Consider the following 19,127-nt stretch of genomic DNA (forward strand, 5'->3'; position numbering starts at 1 on the left):
CGCTGGTTTCTAACCGAGGGACGGTAACGGTGTTTCCGTACATTTTCGGGTGGAGATCACCCGATTGTGTTTGGTCAGGGGGTCTGGCGGAGGGGGACGACCAGGTAGGTCAGTTCGATGCCGTCGTCGCCTGCCTGTGAGGTCAGGACGGTGGAGCGGAGGCCGTCTTGGATCTTCAGTTCCACCCGGCGGCCGCTGAAGGCGCGGAGGGCGTCCGCCAGGTAGCGGGCTTGGAAGGTCTTGGTGACGCGGTTGCCGTCGATCGTGGCCTTGACCGACTCCTCGGACTCGCCGCTCTGCGGATCGCTGCCCCGCACCCGCAGCTCACCGTCGTCCACCTGGATGGTGACCGAACCGTGTGGCCCGGCGTACGGGACCGCGCGGCGCACCGCGCCGGCCAGGACGTCGGCCTCCACCAACACCGTGCTGTCGATGACCGCCTCCAACAGCTTCCGCACTCGATCGTCGGGGAAAGGGGCCGCCAGCAGCGCCGTGCTCACGCTGCCACCCGGCCACGACAGGGCGATGCGGTCCGCGTCGGCGTGCACCGTGACCTCCGCCGAACGGTCCGGCTGACGGGACGCCTCGGCCAGCACCACCGCCGGGGCCAGGACGTCCAGCTCGCCTGTCGGCGCCCAGAGTAGCGAGGCGAACGCCATGCGATAACGGTCCGTGGCGATCAGTTCCAGCCGGCCGCCGGGGGCGCTGTGCATCCGGACGCCGGTGAACACCGGCAGCGCGTCGTCCTTGGACGCGGCAGAGGAGACCGAGGTCAGGGCGGCGGTCAGGGTGCGGGCGGGGATGGTGCCCAGCGCGGGTGGCAGCGGTGGGATGCCGGGGTGGGCGGTGAGGTCGAGGAGCGGCAGGGCGAAGCGGGCCGTGGACGTGCGCACGGCCAGGCGGGAGCCCTCCACCACCAGTCTGACCTGGGGGTCTTCGAGGCTGCGGAGGGTGTCGGCCAGCGGCCGGGCCGGGACCACCACCGCGCCGTCCGTGTGCACGGTCGCGGCGCGGGTCAGGCGGACGGCGTGCTCGCGGTCGCTGCCCGCCAGCTCGATCCCGGCACCGTCGGCACGCAGGACCAACCCGGCCAGCACCGGGTCGTACACCCTCGTCGGCAGGAGGCGGGCGACATCGGCGGCGGCGGTGGCCAGGTCGGCGGTGGTGGCGGTCAGGTCCATGCCGACAAGCTAGACCCGACCACCGACAATTCCCGGGGTCAGCGGGAGACCAGGGCCAGTTCGTCCTGGCGCAGCGGCGGCACGCCGGCGGCCACCGTGCGGCGGAAGATCCACACGAGGACGGCGATCACCAGGCCGGAGGCCGCCGCCGCGACGAACGCCACACCGGTGCCGTGCGACTCCACCAGCTGACCGCTGGCCGACTGGCCGATCGCCAACCCGACCGTCACCGCGGTCACCACCCAGCCGAACGCCTCGGTGGCCGTCCCGGCGGGCGCGACCTGCTCGATCGCGGCCGAGTGGGTCGTCGCCTGCGGCGTGATCAACGTGCCGACCACGAGCAGCGCCGCACCCAGGCCGATGAGGGTCGACGGCACGGCGAGCAGCAGCGACAGCACCGCGAACCCGCCCAGCAGCACGGGCAGCCGCAGGTGCATCGCCCGCGGGAACGGCTTCATCGAGTACAGGACGCCGAACAGCACCGAGCTCACCGACCACAGGCTCAGCAGCAGCCCGCCCATGCCGACGTGACCGGCCCGCTCCGCCGCGGCGGGCACGGCCACCTCGATGAACCCGATCGTCACGCCGAAGCCCAGCGCCGCCAACGCGACCGTGCGCATACCGGGTGATGCCAGCGCACCGAGCAGGTTGCGGCTCATCGCCACCGGACGCACACCGCGCACGGTCGGGTTCAACGCGAACCACACCGCGCCGACCGCCATCGACACCGCGCCGATCACCACGCCGGTCCCCGCCCACGGCGCCGCGACCAGCAGCCCGGCCAGGCCGGGGCCGAGGATGAAGAACACCTCCATGCTGATCGCCTCGTACGCGTACCCGGCCAGCCGCGCCGACCCCGCGGGCAGCACGTGCGACCACAGGGCACGGGACGCGGAACCCACCATCGGCTCGGTGAGGCCGACCAGGAACGCGACCGGCACCAGCACGCCCAGCGCCGCACCGGCCTCGACCGCGCTGATCGCCAGCGTCACGAACACCGCGAACAACGACACCGCGCCGAGCAGCGGGCGGGTCGGCCCGAGCCGGTCCATCAGCCTGCCCTGCACGATCGACCCGACCGCGACACCCACCAGCGACGACGCCGACACCAGACCGGCCGCGGCGAACGAGCCGGTCTCGCGCTGCACGTAGAGCAGCAGCGACAGGCCGACCATCGCGATCGGCAGGCGGGCCAGCAGGGACGCGACCACGGGGCCGCGCATGCCGGGGGTCGTCAGGGCGGTGCGGTAGTCGGAGAGGCGGGCAGACTGGGACATGCGTACCAGTATGCGCGCACTGGTACGCGCGTACCAGTCAATTGCGCGGTGTGATCCATCACCGGTCACCACGAGGCCGCCGGATGGTCTTGAACCGTCCATCGGCTGGGAGTGGATTGCAGTTCGATTACAACACTGGGATGACCGGGTGAAACCACCAGGAGAAACCGCTGAACAGAGGGCACTTGAGGGTGAACGGGCTTGAGTTGCGGGGTAGGTGGCGTGCGATCGTGGGAGCAAGCCAACTGCCAGCCCGTTTCGCGCTCGGTCGCGGCGGGTAACCAAGCCTCCTTCCGGCGCCACGAGGGTCGGGGCCTGCGGGTGCCGGAGGTGTGGAAGGCGCGGTCTGTCGGGGGATGGGCCGTGCGCAACAAGACCGGTGCGCCGCGTCGGGGGCGGCGCCCGGTCTTGTTGTTCTCCTAGCGGGCCCGGCGGGCCAGCCGCTCCGGGTCCAGGATCAGCACGCTCTTGCCCTCCAGTCGCAACCAGCCGCGGTGGGCGAAGTCGGCCAGGGCCTTGTTCACCGTCTCGCGCGAGGCGCCCACGAACTGGGCGATCTCCTCCTGCGTCAGGTCGTGCGTGACCCGCAGCAGTCCGGCCTCCTGGCTGCCGAAGCGCTGCGCGAGCTGCAGCAGCGCCTTGGCCACCCGGCCGGGCACGTCGGTGAAGATCAGGTCGGCCAGCATCGAGTTCGTCCGCCGCAGCCTGCGGGCCAGGGCCCTCAGCAGCTGCTCGGCGATCTCCGGCCGGTTGGTGATCCACTGCCGCAGTGCGGGGCGGTCCATGCTGACCGCGCGCACTTCGGTCACCGTGGTCGCGGTGGACGTGCGCGGACCGGGGTCGAAGATCGACAGCTCGCCGAACATGTCGGACGGGCCGAAGATCCCCAGCAGGTTCTCCCGGCCGTCCGGCGACTTGCGGCCGATCTTCACCTTGCCGGACTGGATGATGTAGAGCCGGTCACCCGGCTCGCCTTCCGCGAAGATCACGTGGCCACGCGGGAATTCAACAGACTCCAGCGTCTGCGCCAGTGCCTCCGCTGCGGCCTGTTCAACCCCCTGGAAAATGCCCGCGCGGGCCAGGGTCTCGTCCACCTCGTCCCTCCTGTCGAGACGCGGCGGCATGGTTGAGCGCGTTCCGCCTTCTGGCGGATCAGCGCCTGCCGCCGATCACTGAGTGCAGTCTAAAGGCTGTGGTCGGGATCGCCTTTCGGCGCGCCGCTCACCACAGCCCGGACAGCCCGATAAGGCCCGCGGGGGTTGACCCCGTGGGCCTCGCCGGTCCTACCCCGCTTAGCGGCGGGTGCGCCGCTGACGCAGGTTCCTGGCACGACCGCCCAGCCTGCGCAGCCGGAACAGTTCCAGCGCGCGGCCGATGCCGTGCCCGTAGAGCGCCCTGACCTCGTCGGGGCGGGCCGACTCCAGGAACTCCTCGACCTCGTCCTCCTGCACGGCGACGTGCCGCAGACGAGCTTCCACGCGCTCCATGAAGAGCGCGAAGAACATGATCACGATCGGAACGGCGATGACGAACCAGGCAGTCATGATGGCTCCGATCCTTGCGCATCCGGTTCGGCGCGCGGTCAAGGGGGGTCACTCCGGCGTGTCGGTTCGAGGTCGTTCGGTGGTTCAAGCCGTCGTGCAGAGGACGTGTGCGGTCGGCCGGTGGTTGCTTGCCCCCGATCGTCGCCCGCCAAACCGGAGGCCGCTCACCGTGCGGCATCCCCCGCGAGGGTGGGACTTCCGCACGATCAGGGGCGAACGACCGCGCGACGACCGAGCCGCCGTCCACCCGCCGGCGGCCAGTAATCTCGTCGGCATGGCGAAGAGCGCGGTGAAGCAGCCGGAGACGCGGCTGGGGCTGGTCCGCCGGGCGCGTCGCATGGTGCGGGTCCTCGGTGAGGGCTACCCGGACGCGCACTGCGAGCTGGACTTCGTCGACCCGTTGCAACTGCTGGTCGCGGTCGTGCTCTCGGCGCAGACGACCGACGTCCGGGTGAACCAGGTCACGCCCGCGTTGTTCAAGCGGTACCCGACGGCCGCCGACTACGCCGCCGCCGATCGCACCGAGCTGGAAGAGCTGATCAAGCCGACCGGCTTCTACCGCAACAAAGCCACCTCGCTGATCGGCCTGGGCTCGGCCCTGGTGGAGCGGTTCGGCGGCGAGGTGCCCGGCCGCCTGGAAGACCTGGTGACGCTGCCCGGTGTCGGCCGCAAGACCGCGAACGTGGTGCTGGGCGACGCTTTCGGTGTGCCCGGGATCACCGTCGACACGCACTTCGGCCGGCTCGTCCGCCGGTGGGGTTGGACACAGGAGGAAGACCCGGTCAAGGTCGAGCACGCGATCGGCGCGCTGGTCGAGCGCAAGGAGTGGACCTCGCTCTCGCACCGCACGATCTTCCACGGCCGCCGCGTCTGCCACGCCCGCACACCGGCCTGCGGCGCGTGCCTGCTGGCGCCCCAGTGCCCGTCCTACGGCATCGGCCAGGTCGACCCGGTCAAGGCGCAGAAGCTGGTCAAGGGCGAGGAAGCGCCGCACCTGATCGACCTCGCCGAACGCGTGCGGGCGGGGGAGAAGCTGGCGTGAGCGCACCGGCGCGGTGGGCCGTCGTCGTCCTGGTGCTGGCGGTGGCGGGTGCCGTCGCGCTGTGGCCGCGCTCGTCCGACCCGGTCGACCAGGCCGCGATCCCGACCCGCACCCAGCGCACCGTCGACCTCGACGCGGTGCGCGGCCAGGCCGCGCTCAGGCCGTGCCCGCAAGGTCCGCCCGACGCACAGGGCCCCGCGGCGTTGCGCGGTGTGATCGCCACCTGCCTGGCCGACGGGAACCCGGTCGACGTGGCGTCCACCGTGACCGGGCGCGCTGTGGTGAACTTCTGGGCCACCTGGTGCGTTCCCTGTCAGGAGGAGCTGAGGGTCCTCGACACCTACGCGCGGGAGCCCGGCGCGGTACCGGTGGTCGCGGTCCTGGTCGAAAGCAAGGAGGCGGACGGTCTGGAGCTGTTGGCGAAACTCGGCGTGCACCTGCCTTCGGTCTTCGACCCGGCCGACGGCGTGCGCAAGGCCGCCCGCGCGCCCCGGACGTTGCCGCTGAGCTACGTCGTCGGCGCGGACGGTTCGCTGACCCAGGTGACCGACCCCGTGGCCTTCACGTCCGTCGAGCAGGTGCGCGAGGTGGTCGGATGACGGCCCTGGTCGACCCGGACGACGTCCCGGAGTGGATGAGCGGGCTGGTCAAGGCGACCGCCGAGATCGACGCCCGCGCGTTCACCCGGATCAAGCCGCCACCCGACGGCACCGGACGTCCCGCCGCCGTGCTCATGCTGTTCGGCGACGGCCCGGACGGCCCGGACGTGCTGCTGCTGCGGCGGGCCGACACGCTCGGCTCGCACCCCGGCCAGGTCGCGTTCCCGGGCGGTGCGGCCGACCCGACCGACGACGGCCCGGTGGACACGGCGCTGCGCGAGGCGTTCGAGGAGACCGGTGTGCTGCGCGAGGGCGTGCGGCCGGTGGCGACGTTGCCGCGGCTGTACGTGCCGGTGTCCGGGTTCGTCGTCACGCCGGTGCTGGCGCACTGGGACGCGCCGTCGCCGGTCGCGCCGGTCGACCCGGCCGAGACCGCCGCGGTGGCCCGGGTGCCGATCTCGCACCTGGCCGACCCGGCGAACCGGTTCCGGGTGAGCCACCCGTCCGGGTACATCGGTCCGGCGTTCGCCGCGCCCGGCATGCTGGTGTGGGGCTTCACCGCCGGCCTGCTCGACGGCCTGCTCGCGCTGGGCGGGTGGGAACGGCCGTGGGACACCGCGGACGTCCGTGATCTCGACCTCGCGCTGCGCGCGGTGGAGGTGTCGTGAACTGGGTCGACCTGCTCGTGCTGGCGCTGGCCGCCTTCGCCGCGGTGTCCGGCGCGCGGCAGGGCATGGTCGTGGCGCTGCCCGCGTTCGTGGGTGTGCTCGTCGGCCTGGTGCTGGGCACGCAGCTCGCGCCGCTGGTCGTCTCCCAGTTCGACAACGTGGTGACCAAGGTCGTGTTCGCGGTCGGCATCGTGGTGCTGCTGGTCGCGCTGGGCGAGACGCTGGGCGTCTACATCGGCCGCGGCATCAAGCCCAAGGTGAACTCCAGCCCGCTGCGCGGCGCGGACAACGCGCTGGGCGCGATCGTGCAGGGCGCGGTGGTGTTCGTGGTGGCGTGGATGATCGCGCTGCCGCTGACCATGGTCGCGGGGCTGCCGTCGCTGGCGAAGACGCTCAACCAGTCGGTGATCCTGTCCACGGTCGACGACGTGATGCCGCCCGCCGCCCGGACGTTGGCCGACGACCTGCAGAACCTGTTCGACGTGTCCGGTTTCCCGGCCGCGATGGACCCGTTCGACCGGACCCCGATGCGGGAGGTCGGCCCGCCCGACCCGGCGCTGAGCGCGAACCCGATCGTGCGGAAGCTGGAGCCCAGCGTGCTGAAGGTGCGCGGACGGGCGCCGTCGTGCTCGCGGGCGTTGGAGGGCACGGGTTTCGTCATCTCGCCGGAACGGGTGATGACCAACGCGCACGTGGTCGCGGGCACCACCGACGTGACGGTCGAGGTCGGCATCGGCGAGTTCGACGCCACCGTCGTGCACTACGACGCGCAGACCGACATCGCGATCCTGGCCGTGCCGGACCTGGAGGCGACGCCGCTGCAGTTCCGCACCGACGAGATCGCGCCGGGCGAGGACGGGATCGTGCTGGGCTACCCGCTGGACGGGCCGTACACGGCGTCGGAGGCGCGGGTGCGCGAGCGGATCAGGATGCTGCGCGGGCCGGACATCTACGACGCGCAGACCGTGACGCGGGACGTCTACACGGTGCGGGCGAAGGTGCGCAGCGGCAACTCCGGTGGGCCGTTGGTCGACCCGCAGGGCCGGGTGATGGGCGTGGTGTTCGGCGCGGCCGTGGACGACCAGGAGACCGGGTTCGTGCTGACCGCGGACGAGGTCGCGGAGGAAGTGGCGAAGGCTCCGACGATGGTCCGGCGCGCGTCGACGCAGACCTGCGCGTCCTGATTCCGCCGGAGGTCAGACCCTCGCCAGGAAGTCGACGACCAGCCGGCTCGTCGTGTTCGGCGCCTCCTGGTGCGCGAAGTGGCCCACCTCCGACAGCACGTGGTACGACGAGCGGGCACCCGTCCACAGCGCCGAGTCGGCCGCGGTGGACTCCAGCACCACCGGGTCCAGCGCGCCGTGCAGCTGCAGGACCGGCACGTCGAGCCTGCGGTCCACCGCCTCGGCGAAGCGGCGGCCGTCGCCGCGCAGCTGGGACCGCACGGCCCAGCGGTGGTACTCCATCGAGCTGTGCGCGACGCCGGGCACCAGGAACGCCTCGCGGTTGCGCCGCACCACCTCGTCGAACTCCGGCGACACCCTCCACTTCGGACTGCCCCACGCGCCGAGCATCCCGGCCACCGCCGCGCCGCGGTCCTTGGTCAGCCACCGCTCGGGGTACACCGGCAGCTGGGAGCGGAACAGGTGGGCGCTGGCCCGGCCCTGGCGGCGGGGGTGGCGACGGATCGCACGGCGCAGCGCCAGCGGGTGCGGCGCGGACACGGCCGTCACCGAGTAGACCAGCCGCGAGTGCATGGCGGCGACCGTCCACGCCAGCATGCCGCCCCACCCGTGGCCGACGAGGTGCGCCCGCGGTTCACCGAGAGCCTTCACCAGGCCCGCGACGTCACCCGCGAGCGTGAAACCGTCGTACCCGCGCGGTGGTTTGTCCGAGTCGCCGTAGCCGCGCAGGTCCACGGCCACCGCGCGGTAGCCCGCCTCGGCGAGCGAGACCAGCTGGTGCCGCCACGTCCACCAGAACTCCGGGAAACCGTGCAGCAGCAGCACGAGCGGGCCCTCGCCCAGCTCGGCGACGTGCAGGCGGATGCCGTTCGCGGACACGTCGCGGTGTGTCCACGGGCCGGGCACCCGCGCCGTCGACGGGTCCGGTGGCAGCCGCACGGCGCGGCTCAGTGGCCTTCGCCGCGGTGCCGGAGTGCCGCGACGGCGTCCTTGGCCGAGTCGATGGTCCGCTGCGGCGCGCGCAGCTTCTTCAACTTGCGCACGCCCAGGAAGGCGAACAGCCCCGCCGTGAGCAGCATCAGCCCGAACACGATGAGGAACGCCGACCAGCGGGGCAGCCACACGTCCAGCAGCTCCGCGCCGAAGAAGAAAAAGAAGAACGAGCTGAACAGCAGCACCGCCAGCGCGACGATGAAGAAGACGCTGCCCTTGACGCCCTTCTTGATCTCGCCCGCCACCTCGGACTTGGCGAGCTCGACCTCCGCCCTGACCAACGTGGACAGGTGGGCCGTGGCGTCGCGCACCAGGCCGCCGATGGAGGTTTCCTCCGCGATCTTCACCGCGGTCTCCGCGGTCAACGGGATCGACGGAACAGATGGCAGTCCGCTGCCGTTGGTGTTCTCCCGAGCGCTGGTCACCAGCTCATCGTGCCATGCAGCGCGGACCAGGGCCGCCCGACCGGCCCAACTGCGCACGTTCAGTCATCGTCGTCGGCACGTTGGTGGACGCGACTGCGCCGGACCAGCAGAACCGCCGCCAGCAACGACGCCGCCAACGACGCCAGCAGCACCGCCGCCTTGGCCTGTTCGGCGTCCGCGCCGTCCAGCGCCAGGTCCGCGATCAGCAGGCTCACGGTGAACCCGACACCGCCGAGCATGGCGACCGCGACGATGTCCCGCGGTCCGGCGCCGCTCGGCCACACGGCCGCCTTGAACAGCACCGCCAACGCCGACGCGCCCACGATCCCGATCACCTTGCCCACCACCAGGCCGAGCATCACGCCCAACGCCAGCCGGTCGCTGAACAGCGAGCCCAACGCCTCACCGTTCACCGGCACGCCGGCCGCGAACAACGCGAACAGCGGCACCGCCAGGCCCGCCGACCACGGCTGCAACCGGTGCTCCAGCCGCACGGCGGGCGCCTCGTGCTCGTAGTGGTCCTTGCGCACCCGGGTCAGCAGGGCCAGCGCGACACCCGCGATGGTGGCGTGGATGCCCGCCTCGTGCACCGCCACCCACGTGCCCACCGCGATCGGCACGTACAGCCAGGGTGACGTCACCCGTTTGTGCTGCAGGAACGCGTACAGCGCCAGCAACGCCACCGCGGCCAGCGCGGCGAGCGGGTTCAGCGTCGCGGTGAACAGCACGGCGATGAGGATGATCGCGCCCAGGTCGTCCACCACGGCCAGGCTGAGCAGGAAGACCCGCAGGCTGCTCGGCAACCCGGACGCGGTGATCGCGAGCACGCCGAGGGCGAAGGCGATGTCGGTCGCCACCGGGATCGCCCAGGCCCTCTCGACGCCCGGCTCACCCCAGCCGACCGCAAGCGCCACCGCGGCGGGCACGACCATGCCGCCGATCGCCGCGACCACCGGCAGGACCGCCGCCTTGAAGTTGTTCAGCTCGCCGACCACCAGCTCGCGCTTGAGCTCCAGCCCCGCGACGAAGAAGAAGATCGCGAGCAGGCCGTCCTTGGCCCAGTCGCCCACGCTCAGGCTCAGGTGCAGCGACTCCGGACCGAGGTGGAAGTCGCGCAACGCCGTGTAGGCGCCGGAGATCGGCGAGTTCGCCCAGATCAGCGCGACGGCGGTGGCGGCGAGGAGGATCATCCCGCCGACGGTCTCGGTGCGCAGGTAGCGCGCGAACTCGGCGGCGGTGGGGCGCTTCTCGATCAAGATCGACTCCGGTGGTTCGGCAACGACTCATCCTCGTGCCGACCAGGCTTCCCGGCTCACCGGGAATGACCCTAACCCAGAAGGGGGCCCGCCGACGAACGGCGAGCCCCCTCTGTGTTCGATCCCAGCGCTCAGTCCTGCTCTGCTCAATCCTCCTGGGCACCGGACTTCAGGCCGCTGGAGATGAGGTCCATCACCGACGAGTCCGCGAGCGTGGTCACGTCGCCGACCTGCCGGTTCTCCGCCACGTCGCGCAGCAGGCGGCGCATGATCTTGCCCGAGCGGGTCTTCGGCAGCTCCGGCACCACCATGATCTGCCGCGGCTTCGCGATCGGGCCGATCTCCTTGGCCACGTGGTCGCGCAGCGCCTTGATCGCCTCCGCGCCATCGGAGCCCTCGGCCACGCCGCCGCGCAGGATCACGAACGCCACGATGCCCTGGCCCGTGGTCGGGTCGGACGCGCCGACCACCGCCGCCTCGGCCACCGTCGGGTGCGAGACCAGCGCGGACTCGACCTCGGTGGTGGAGATGCGGTGCCCGGACACGTTCATCACGTCGTCCACCCGGCCCAGCAGCCAGATGTCACCGTCGGCGTCGTACTTCGCGCCGTCACCGGCGAAGTAGTAGCCCTGCTCGGCGAACCGCGACCAGTACGTGTCGCGGTAGCGCTCGTCGTCGCCCCAGATGCCGCGCAGCATGCCCGGCCACGGCTGGTCGAGCACCAGGTAGCCGCCGCCACCGTGCGGCACCTCGTTGCCCTGGTCGTCCACGACCTTCGCGCCGATGCCGGGCAGCGGGCGCTGCGCCGAGCCGGGCTTGGCGGACGTCGCACCGGGCAGCGGCGAGATCATGATCGCGCCGGTCTCGGTCTGCCACCAGGTGTCCACGACGGGGGTCTGACCAGCGCCGATTGTCTCCCGGTACCAGATCCACGCCTCGGGGTTGATCGGCTCGCCGACGCTGCCCAGCACGCGCAGGCTGGACAGGTCGTACTTGGCGGGGATGTCCGCGCCCCACTTCATGAACGTGCGGATCAGCGTCGGCGCGGTGTAGTAGATCGACACGCCGTACTTCTGCACGATCTCCCAGTGGCGGCCCTCGTGCGGGGTGTTGGGCGTGCCCTCGTAGACGACCTGCGTGACGCGGTTGGACAGCGGGCCGTAGACGATGTAGCTGTGCCCGGTGACCCAACCGATGTCCGCGGTGCACCAGTAGACGTCGGTGTCCGGCTTGAGGTCGAACACGTTGTAGTGCGTGTACGACGCCTGGGTCAGGTAGCCGCCGGAGGTGTGCAGGATGCCCTTCGGCTTACCCGTGGTGCCCGACGTGTAGAGGATGAACAGCGGGTGCTCGGAGTCGAACGCCTCCGGCGCGTGCTGGTCGGACTGGCGCTCCACCACGTCGTGCCACCAGACGTCGCGGCCCTCGGTCCACTCGACGTCGGTGTTCGTGCGCTTGACCACCAGCACGTGCTCGACGGTCTTGGCGTTGGCCACGGCCTCGTCCACGGCCGGCTTGAGTGCCGCCGGGTTGCCGCGCCGGTACTGGCCGTCGGTGGTGATCACCAGCTTGGCCTGCGAGTCCTCGATGCGGGTGCGCAGCGCCTCGGCGGAGAAGCCGCCGAACACCACGCTGTGCATCGCGCCGAGCCGCGCGCAGGCGAGCATGGCGAAGATGGCCTCGGGGACCATCGGCATGTAGATGGCGACCCGGTCCTCCGCGCCGACACCCAGCTCGATCAGCGCGTTGGCGGCCTTGGAGACCTCGCGCTGCAGCTCGGCGTAGGTGATGGCGCGGCTGTCGCCGGGCTCGCCCTCCCAGTGGATGGCGACCTGGTCGCCGTGGCCGGACTCGACGTGCCGGTCGACGCAGTTGTAGGCGACGTTGAGCTTGCCGCCGACGAACCACTTCGCGAACGGGGCGTTCGACCAGTCGAGCACCCGGTCCCACTTGGTGTCCCAGGAAAGCCGCTCGGCCTGCTTCGCCCAGAACGCCTCGCGATCGGCGTCCGCCTCCTCGTACAGGGCGGCGGTGGCGTTCGCCTGCGCGGCGAACTCCTCGCTGGGCGGGAACGTCCTGGTCTCCGTCGACAGGTTGTCCAGGGCGGCTTGCGGCTCTGTCATGGCGGGAGGACCTCCTGAATCCGTGGGGATGCGCACTGACCGTAGTGCGATTCAGCTCACTGCGCACCCAAAAGGTTCAGACCAATTTCGGCCGAGTTCGAAACGCGTGGGTAACTGTGTAACCCGGTCCGGGGCCGGTGACCACCGCGATTCCGCCGAACGACACCTAGGTTGCGACCAGCGGCACGTGGCGTGACTCGCGTCACGTCGTGAGCCTGGCCTTCAGGTCCGGCCACTCGTCCGCGGTCATCGAGTACACGACCGTGTCGCGCAGTGTGCCGTCCGGCCTGATGCGGTGCACCCGGAGGACGCCCTCGCGGGTCGCGCCGAGCCGTTCGATGGCCTTCTGTGACCGCTCGTTGCGCAGGTCGGTGTGCCAGCCGACGCGCAGGGCCCCGAGGTCCTCGAAGGCGCGTTGGAGGAGCAGGAACTTGGCGTTGGTGTTGAGGGCGGTGCGCTGCCAACGGGTGCCGATCCACGTGTGGCCGATGTAGAGGCCGCGGTTGTCGGGGGTCGATCTCGTAGTACGACGTCGTGCCGGCGACCTCGTTCGTCCGCGGGTCGATCTGCGCCCAGGCCAGCCGGGTCGGGTCGGCGAGGCCGCGTTCGATGTAGGCGCGGGTTTCCTCGACCGTGGCGGGCTGGGTGGAGCTGAGCCACGTCCAGACCTCAGGGTCCTTGCCCGCCTCGTGCAGGCCCTCGGCGTGGTCGGGGGTGAGGGGTTCGAGGCGGACGTGGCTGCCGATGAGCACCGGGCGGTCGTACCAGTTCATGCATCGACGGTAGATGCTTTAGTGGCTACTTGAAACATCCATTTCCAGCTTGTTGTAGGTGGCCACTTACCGGCGGGTAGTGTGCTCCGGCGTGACCGATCCGCTTGCCCCGCTGCTGGACCTGCCCGGTGTGGCCGACGCCGTCGCCGCGGCGCGTGACGCCGTGTTCCAGGTGCACCGGCACCGGGTGAACCTGCGCGGCTGGGCGACCACCGCGGCCGAGGCGTCCGTGCGCGCCGCCCGTGCGTCGGCGGCGTTGGACGGCGGCCCGACCGCGATCCCGGCGGACGGCACCGTGTCGGACCCCGTGCTGGCGGGTGCGTTGCGGGTGGCCGAGTCGCTGGGGGTGGTGTTCCCGACCTGGCAGCGGGCGCCGCTGCAGGCGTTGGCGCGGCTGCACGTGCTGGCGGGCGCGGACCTGGGCGGCGAACTGGGCCGTCCCCGCTCGGCACCGGGCGTCTCCTCCCGGTTGGACCTGCTCGCGCAGCTCGTCACCGGCGGCACGTCCGTACCCGGCTCGCTGCTCGTGGCCGTCGTGCACGGCGAGCTGATGTCGCTGGCGCCGTTCGACACGGCCAACGGCGTGGTGGCGCGTGCGGCGTCCCGCCTGGCCTCCATCGCGACCGGCGTGGACCCGAAGTCCCTGGCCGTCCCCGAGGTCTTCTGCCTGCGCCGCCAGACCGACTACGCCGCCGCCCTGCACGGCTTCTCCACCGGCGACCCGGACGGCATCACCCGCTGGATCCTCTTCCACTGCGAGGCTCTCGAAGCCGGCGCCCGCGAAGCCCGCGGCATCGCCGACGCCGCCGCCTCGTAGCGGGGAACTCCGGGAAAAGGAAAACCCGGCCCACGAGGGACCGGGCGGGTATGGGACCAGGTTAACCGGTCTCCGTGGCGTTATCAAACACGGTGCTCGACGTCACCAGCCCGGCGGTCGGGTGTAGCGGCCGGCCGGGTCCGGCAGTTGGTGGGCGGTGTAGTCGTCCCTGCCCAGGGTGCGCCACCAGTGGTTCCCGGTACCCAGGCCCGTGCCCGCGTTCATGGACAGCGCGCCTGCCGTGTAACCGCCGCCCGGGTTGACCAAGCCGACGGGCACGCGGTTCCACGCCTCGTGGACGGGCAGGCGCAGGTCGCTGTCGTTGCTGATCACGATGACGGCGTCCACCGCCGAGGTGAGCACGTCGACCAGCAGGTGCGCGGCGACGTTGACGTCCGAGCCCTTCTCCTCGAACGTCGCCACGGACGCCATGAACAGGGCGTCGGCGACGGGTGCGCCCGCACTCTGGACCATGATCGGCCAGCTCGGGGTGATCAGCACCGGGTGGTGCCTGCTCTTCCCGCTGCCGCCCTTCTCCACGGCCAACGGCCGCTTGACGACCTTGCTGATGTAGTTGCCGTACTCGATGTGGTCGACACTGCCCACGGCGAGCAGCGCCTTGAGGTAGACGTCCTGGTCCTGCGAGCCGGACGCGTTGTGCGCGGCGCTGATCCGGGCGGTGCAGTACACGATCCGCTCGAGCCGGGCCGAGGGCCAGTCGGTCGCCTTTTCCGTCAGCACTGCGCTGACCAGGGCGCGGATGTCCAACCAACGCCAACCGGCGGTGCCTCTGCCGCAGTGCTTGCGCCCTCCGTAATACAGGTTGTAACCGTCCACGTACACACCGACACGCATCGGGCAATGTTAGGGATCGTCGGTTCCCGTGCCTTGCCCGGCTTGTCGAACCGGGTCAGAGGAGTTGTTTCAGGGTGGTGGCGGCACGGTCGGCGTCGTCGAAGGTGTTGTAGAGCGGGGCGAAGCCGAAGCGCAGGACGTCCGGTGGGCGGTGGTCGCCGATGACCTGGTGGTCGATCAGCTCGGCCATCAGGCGTGCCGCGTCCGGGTGGCGCAGGGAGACCTGGTGGCCGCGCCACTCGTCGGCCGGGGTGATCACCTCGATGCCCGGCAGGTCCTCGACCAGCGAGCGGAAGTGGGCGGTCAGGGCCAGGCCCTTGGCGCGGACGTCACGCAGGTCCACGTGGTCCCAGACGTCGAGGGCCGCGTCCAGCGCGAGCATCGAGAGGATGTCCGGTGTGCCGACACGCGCCCGGGAGACGCCGGGGTCCGGCGTGTACTCCGGTGACATCGCGAACGGCACCTCGTGGCCCGTCCAGCCCGTCAGCGGTTGGTCGAACGTCGGCTGGGCGTGCTTCGGCACGTAGATGAACGCGGGCGAACCCGGCCCGCCGTTGAGGAACTTGTACGTGCACCCGACGGCCAGGTCGACGTCCAGCGCGTCCAGCTCGATCGGCAGCACGCCGGCGCTGTGGCACAGGTCCCACACGACCTTCGCGCCCACCGCGTGCGCCTGCGCCGTCAGCTTCGCCATGTCCAGCAGCCGGCCCGTGCGGTAGTCGACGTGGTTGAGCAGCACGACCGCCGTCGTGTCCCGCAGGTCCAGCTCCTCCGGCGGCGCCGGCCGCAACGCCAGGCCCGTCAGCTCCGCCACCGACCGGGCGATGTACCCGTCGGTCGGGAACGTCCCCGCGTCCACCACGATCTCCATGCGGTCGGTGTTGCGCACCGCCGCCATCAGCGCCTTGAACAGGTTCACGCTGGTCGAGTCGGCCACGACGACCTGTCCGGGCTTGGCGCCGATGAGCCTGCCGATGCGGTTGCCGACCCGTTCCGGAGCCTCCCACCAGCCCTCCGACCAGCTGCGGATCAGGCGGCGGCCCCACTGGTGGCGCACCACCTCCTGCACACGCTCGGCGACGGCCTTCGGTGGCGCGCCCAGCGAGTTGCCGTCCAGGTACACCACGTCGTCGTCGAGGTCGAACAAGTCGCGGATGTGCGCCAACGGGTCGTTCACACGTAGCTCCTGGCCGTCCAGAGTTCCGGGAAGACGGAGCGTTGCGTGCGCTTCTCCAACCACGCAACCCCCGCGGAGCCACCGGTTCCGGTTTTCGCGCCCATCGAACGCCGGGTGGCCAGCAGGTGGTCGTAGCGCCAGCGGGCGAACTCCTCGGCGATGTCGGTCAACGCCTCGCCCAGTTCGAGCAGGTCACGGGAGCCGCCGCGGTAGATGTCCGCCCACACGGCCTCCACCTCGGCGTTCGGCTCGTACGGTTGGCTGACGTCACGCTTGAGCACGTCCTGCGGGATCGGCAGGCCCTGCCGGTACAGGGCGGCGAGCACGTCGTCGTACAGGCTCGGCTCGGTCAACAGCTGCTCGAGCGCCTCGTGCTGCCGCGGCACGGCGCGGTGCGGCACGAGCATCGACCGCGACTTCTCGCCGAGCAGGAACTCCACCTCGCGGTACCGGCCCGACTGGAAACCGGAGCCCTCGCCGAGGGCGTCGCGGAACGAGTTGAACTCGGCGGGCGTCATCCGGGCGATCGGCCGCCACGCCGCGTTGAGCGCCTGCATGTGCAGGTCGCTGCGACGCAGGGTGCGGACCGCCGCGCGCAGGTCGTCCGCGCGCAGTTCCTTCTTGGCCTGCCGCCACTCGAAGCACAGCAGGCCGAAGTACAGCTCCATGACCTGCGTGATCACCAGGAACGACATCTCACGCGGGTCCTCGGACCACTGCTGCTGCAGCGAGTGCAGCACGGAGGCGTGCACGTAGTCCTCGTAGGGCGTCGTGCCGCCGAAGTCGAGTTTGGGTGAAACCGGGCAAGTCATGTCTTCATCATGACCTGGGTGTTCGGGTGAGTTGAATGGGTGACGACGACTGTTTGACCGCGAAGTTCTTACGAACGAAAGACGACTCCGCGAGTAGCTTTGCGATCGTGAGCATCGAACTGGACGGCGTGGACTGGGCCCTGCTGGAGGCACTGCAGGAGGACGCGCGGCTCTCGTACAACGAGCTGGCACGGCGCGTGCACGTGTCGCCGCCGACGGTCGCGCAGCGCGTGCGCAGGCTGGAGAACGCGGGCGTCATCACCGGCTACCGCGCCACCGTGGACCCGACGGCGGTGGGGCGGTCGGTGGTCGCCCTGGTGCGGATGAAGTGCTACGGGCCGCGGTGCATCACGGTGCACCCGGAGCTGCTCGACGACTGCCCCGAGGTGGTGGAGGTGCTGCGGCTGACCGGCGACATCTGCTCGGTGGTGAAGGTGGTGACCACGTCGATCAGCGAGCTGGAGCGGTTGCTGGTGCGGCTGGGCGGCTACGGCGAGACGTCCAGCGCGATGGTGCTGTCGACGCCTATCCCGTGGCGCCCGGTGCTAGCTGGCTGAGCGCCAGCCGGACGTGCCCCTGGGTGCGTTCCAACGCCTCCGCGGCACGCGCCGCGGGCACACCGGCCAGCAGGTGCACCAGAGCGACCTTCAGGTCACCGCCCGCGTCGGCCAGCGCGGTCGTGCACTCCTGCTCGCCCAGGCCCGTCGCCTCGCGCAGGATGCGGACCGTGCGGCCGCGCAGCTTGGCGTTGGTCGCGCGCATCGACACCATCAGGTTCGAGTACGTGCGGCCGAGCCGGACCATCACCGCGGTGGAGAACGACGTCAGTACCAGCTTCTGCGACGTGCCCGCCTTCATCCGGGTGGACCCGGCGATCGCCTCCGGGCCGGTGTCAAGCGCGATCAGCACGTCCACCTCGACCGGTGCCGGCGCGGTCGGGTTGTTGGACACGAGCACGGTGTGCGCGCCCAGCGTGCGCGCCTCTTCCAGCGCCGCCACCACGAACGGAGTGCGGCCGGACGCCGTGACGCCGACGACCAGGTCGCCCGGTGCCGCGTGCTCGCGGATCTCGGCGGCGCCGGCGGACGCCTGGTCCTCCACGTTCTCCACCGCGTTGACCAGGGCGTCCCGGCCACCCGCGTGGTGCGCGACGAACCAGTCCGGCGGCGCGTTGAACGTCGGCACCAGCTCGGCGGCGTCGAGCGTGGCCAGCCGGCCGGACGTGCCCGCGCCGACGTAGTGCACGCGGCCACCGGCGCGCAGGGCGCCCACGGCGAGGTCCGCGGCACGGGCCAGCTCGGGCAGCACGGCGGCCACGGCCTCGGGGACCAGGTGGTCCTCGGTGTTGATCAGGCGGAGCACGTCCAGCGTGGAGAGCCGGTCGATGTCCTCCGTCCGCGGGTTCCTGGCCTCGGTGGGTGAGTCCACGCGGACCGCGACACCGTCCCGGGGCGGCGTCATTTACCGGACTCCCGGCGCCGCCTGCCGTCCGGCCGCGCTCCGAGGCGGTGCCCCGACACCGCGTCGTACGTCGCTTCGAGGGCGGTCTTGGCGCTGTCCACGTGCCGCTGCGCGACCCCGATGAACAGGCAGTCGATCACGGTGAGCTGGGCGATCCGGCTGGCCATCGCACCCGAGCGGAACGTGGTCTCGCGTGCCGCCGTGGTCAGCACGTGGTCGGCGACCTCGCTGATCGGCGAGCGCGGGAAGTTCGTCAGCGCCACCGTGGTCGCGCCGTGCTCCTTGGCCACCCGCAGCGCCTCGACGGTCTCGGAGGTGGAGCCGGTGTGCGAGATGCCGACCGCCACGTCCGCGCCGGTGAGCACGGCGGCGGACGTGAGCGCGATGTGCGTGTCGTTCCACGCGAAGCAGGTTCGCCCGATCCGGTGAAGCTTCTGCTGGAGGTCGAACGCCACGAACGCGCTCGCCCCGAACCCGTAGACGTCCACCCGGCCCGCGCCCGCGACCGCCTCGACGACCGCTTCGAGCGTTTCCACGTTCAGCTGTTCGGCGGTCTCCTCGACCGCCCGCGCGTCCGCGAACGCGACCTTGCCGACGACCTGGCGCAGGTCGTCGCCGGGGCCGATGTCGCCGCCCAGGTCGCGGTCGGTGCGCATGGACGTGCGGGCGGTGTCGGCGGCCAGCGCTATGCGCAGTTCGGGATACCCGCCGACGCCGATGGCCTTGCAGAACCGGGTCACCGTGGTCTCGCTGGTGCCCGCGGCCTCGGCGACCTCGGTGATGCTGCGGTGGGCGACGGTCGCCGGGTTGTCCAGCACGACCTTGGCGACCCGCTGCTCGGCCCGGGCCAGGCCCGGCAGGAGTGAACGGATCTTGACCAGGGGACTGGAGTCGGCGGTACTTTCGGTGGACACGTGGGAAACTTACTAACCGTCCAACC

19 protein-coding genes and 1 pseudogene are annotated in these 19,127 nt (G+C 71.2%); 6 read left to right on the top strand and 14 right to left on the bottom strand.

Annotation, left to right across the window (positions count from 1 at the left end; translation table 11 throughout):
* Positions 1-74 precede the first annotated feature (74 nt).
* The 4 genes from dnaN to A6A25_RS06385 all read right to left on the bottom strand — a co-directional run bounded on the left by dnaN (position 75) and on the right by A6A25_RS06385 (position 4,002).
* Positions 75-1,181 carry a DNA polymerase III subunit beta gene (gene dnaN, locus A6A25_RS06370; RefSeq protein ID WP_073886849.1) on the bottom strand — a complete coding sequence of 369 codons (1,107 nt, stop codon included), beginning with the start codon at positions 1,179-1,181 and terminating at the stop codon, positions 75-77.
* 38 nt (positions 1,182-1,219) lie between these two features.
* The gene (locus A6A25_RS06375) at positions 1,220-2,458 is read right to left on the bottom strand and encodes an MFS transporter (RefSeq protein ID WP_073886850.1); all 1,239 of its coding nucleotides are present in this window, start codon (positions 2,456-2,458) and stop codon (positions 1,220-1,222) included.
* A 419-nt stretch (positions 2,459-2,877) separates the two neighbouring features.
* The gene (locus tag A6A25_RS06380) at positions 2,878-3,552 is read right to left on the bottom strand and encodes a Crp/Fnr family transcriptional regulator (protein ID WP_033441932.1); all 675 of its coding nucleotides are present in this window, start codon (positions 3,550-3,552) and stop codon (positions 2,878-2,880) included.
* 198 nt (positions 3,553-3,750) lie between these two features.
* Complete coding sequence (locus tag A6A25_RS06385; protein ID WP_015097743.1) at positions 3,751-4,002, bottom strand: hypothetical protein; 252 nt, start codon at positions 4,000-4,002, stop codon at positions 3,751-3,753.
* A gap of 274 nt (positions 4,003-4,276) precedes the next feature.
* Between A6A25_RS06385 and nth the strand changes: the two genes are divergently transcribed.
* The 4 genes from nth to A6A25_RS06405 are packed head-to-tail and all read left to right on the top strand — an operon-like array spanning position 4,277 to position 7,495.
* Positions 4,277-5,044, top strand: coding sequence for an endonuclease III (gene nth, locus A6A25_RS06390; protein WP_073886851.1), 768 nt, complete (start codon positions 4,277-4,279; stop codon positions 5,042-5,044).
* Positions 5,041-5,643, top strand: coding sequence for a TlpA family protein disulfide reductase (locus A6A25_RS06395; protein ID WP_073886852.1), 603 nt, complete (start codon positions 5,041-5,043; stop codon positions 5,641-5,643). The genes nth and A6A25_RS06395 overlap by 4 nt, the downstream gene beginning before the upstream one ends.
* Positions 5,640-6,311 carry an NUDIX hydrolase gene (locus A6A25_RS06400; protein ID WP_073886853.1) on the top strand — a complete coding sequence of 224 codons (672 nt, stop codon included), beginning with the start codon at positions 5,640-5,642 and terminating at the stop codon, positions 6,309-6,311. Before A6A25_RS06395 ends, A6A25_RS06400 begins: the two co-directional genes overlap by 4 nt.
* Positions 6,308-7,495 carry a MarP family serine protease gene (locus A6A25_RS06405; RefSeq protein WP_073886854.1) on the top strand — a complete coding sequence of 396 codons (1,188 nt, stop codon included), beginning with the start codon at positions 6,308-6,310 and terminating at the stop codon, positions 7,493-7,495. Before A6A25_RS06400 ends, A6A25_RS06405 begins: the two co-directional genes overlap by 4 nt.
* Positions 7,496-7,507: 12 nt before the next feature.
* On the opposite strand, the gene A6A25_RS06410 is transcribed toward A6A25_RS06405, so the two are convergent.
* From A6A25_RS06410 to A6A25_RS06430, 5 genes and pseudogenes are all read right to left on the bottom strand, one after another.
* Complete coding sequence (locus A6A25_RS06410; protein ID WP_073886855.1) at positions 7,508-8,434, bottom strand: alpha/beta fold hydrolase; 927 nt, start codon at positions 8,432-8,434, stop codon at positions 7,508-7,510.
* 8 nt (positions 8,435-8,442) lie between these two features.
* Positions 8,443-8,913: a phage holin family protein gene (locus tag A6A25_RS06415; RefSeq protein WP_073886856.1), complete on the bottom strand. Its 471-nt coding sequence runs from the start codon at positions 8,911-8,913 to the stop codon at positions 8,443-8,445.
* Positions 8,914-8,972: 59 nt separating this feature from the next.
* Positions 8,973-10,169: a Na+/H+ antiporter NhaA gene (gene nhaA, locus A6A25_RS06420; protein WP_274534292.1), complete on the bottom strand. Its 1,197-nt coding sequence runs from the start codon at positions 10,167-10,169 to the stop codon at positions 8,973-8,975.
* A gap of 146 nt (positions 10,170-10,315) precedes the next feature.
* The gene (acs, locus tag A6A25_RS06425) at positions 10,316-12,292 is read right to left on the bottom strand and encodes an acetate--CoA ligase (protein ID WP_073886858.1); all 1,977 of its coding nucleotides are present in this window, start codon (positions 12,290-12,292) and stop codon (positions 10,316-10,318) included.
* A gap of 202 nt (positions 12,293-12,494) precedes the next feature.
* Positions 12,495-13,065, bottom strand: a pseudogene (locus A6A25_RS06430) (GNAT family N-acetyltransferase).
* A 91-nt stretch (positions 13,066-13,156) separates the two neighbouring features.
* Between A6A25_RS06430 and A6A25_RS06435 the strand changes: the two are divergent.
* Entirely contained in the window at positions 13,157-13,882 is a 726-nt protein-coding gene (locus A6A25_RS06435; RefSeq protein ID WP_073886859.1) for an oxidoreductase, read from the top strand.
* A gap of 102 nt (positions 13,883-13,984) precedes the next feature.
* Here the strand turns inward: A6A25_RS06435 and A6A25_RS06440 are convergent, their stop codons facing one another.
* Genes A6A25_RS06440 through A6A25_RS06450 form a run of 3 tightly spaced genes read right to left on the bottom strand, consistent with a single transcriptional unit; the run spans position 13,985 to position 16,726 of the window.
* Complete coding sequence (locus A6A25_RS06440; protein WP_073886860.1) at positions 13,985-14,737, bottom strand: NYN domain-containing protein; 753 nt, start codon at positions 14,735-14,737, stop codon at positions 13,985-13,987.
* Positions 14,738-14,792: 55 nt separating this feature from the next.
* A complete protein-coding gene (kynU, locus tag A6A25_RS06445; RefSeq protein WP_073886861.1) occupies positions 14,793-15,914 on the bottom strand; it encodes a kynureninase in 1,122 nt (373 codons plus the stop codon).
* Positions 15,911-16,726: a tryptophan 2,3-dioxygenase gene (locus A6A25_RS06450; RefSeq protein WP_073886862.1), complete on the bottom strand. Its 816-nt coding sequence runs from the start codon at positions 16,724-16,726 to the stop codon at positions 15,911-15,913. Before A6A25_RS06450 ends, kynU begins: the two co-directional genes overlap by 4 nt.
* A 107-nt stretch (positions 16,727-16,833) precedes the next feature.
* Here A6A25_RS06450 and A6A25_RS06455 point away from each other — a divergent pair, with 107 nt between their 5' ends.
* Positions 16,834-17,283 carry an Lrp/AsnC family transcriptional regulator gene (locus A6A25_RS06455; RefSeq protein WP_198932592.1) on the top strand — a complete coding sequence of 150 codons (450 nt, stop codon included), beginning with the start codon at positions 16,834-16,836 and terminating at the stop codon, positions 17,281-17,283.
* Here A6A25_RS06455 and murQ read toward each other — a convergent pair.
* Positions 17,252-18,187 carry an N-acetylmuramic acid 6-phosphate etherase gene (gene murQ / locus A6A25_RS06460; RefSeq protein WP_073886863.1) on the bottom strand — a complete coding sequence of 312 codons (936 nt, stop codon included), beginning with the start codon at positions 18,185-18,187 and terminating at the stop codon, positions 17,252-17,254. The two genes, A6A25_RS06455 and murQ, sit on opposite strands and share 32 nt — an antisense overlap.
* Complete coding sequence (locus A6A25_RS06465; protein ID WP_073886864.1) at positions 18,184-19,101, bottom strand: MurR/RpiR family transcriptional regulator; 918 nt, start codon at positions 19,099-19,101, stop codon at positions 18,184-18,186. Before A6A25_RS06465 ends, murQ begins: the two co-directional genes overlap by 4 nt.
* Positions 19,102-19,127: the final 26 nt, after the last annotated feature.

This window comes from Saccharothrix sp. CB00851, assembly GCF_001905065.1.
In the GTDB taxonomy this organism is placed as follows: Bacteria; Actinomycetota; Actinomycetes; order Mycobacteriales; family Pseudonocardiaceae; genus Actinosynnema.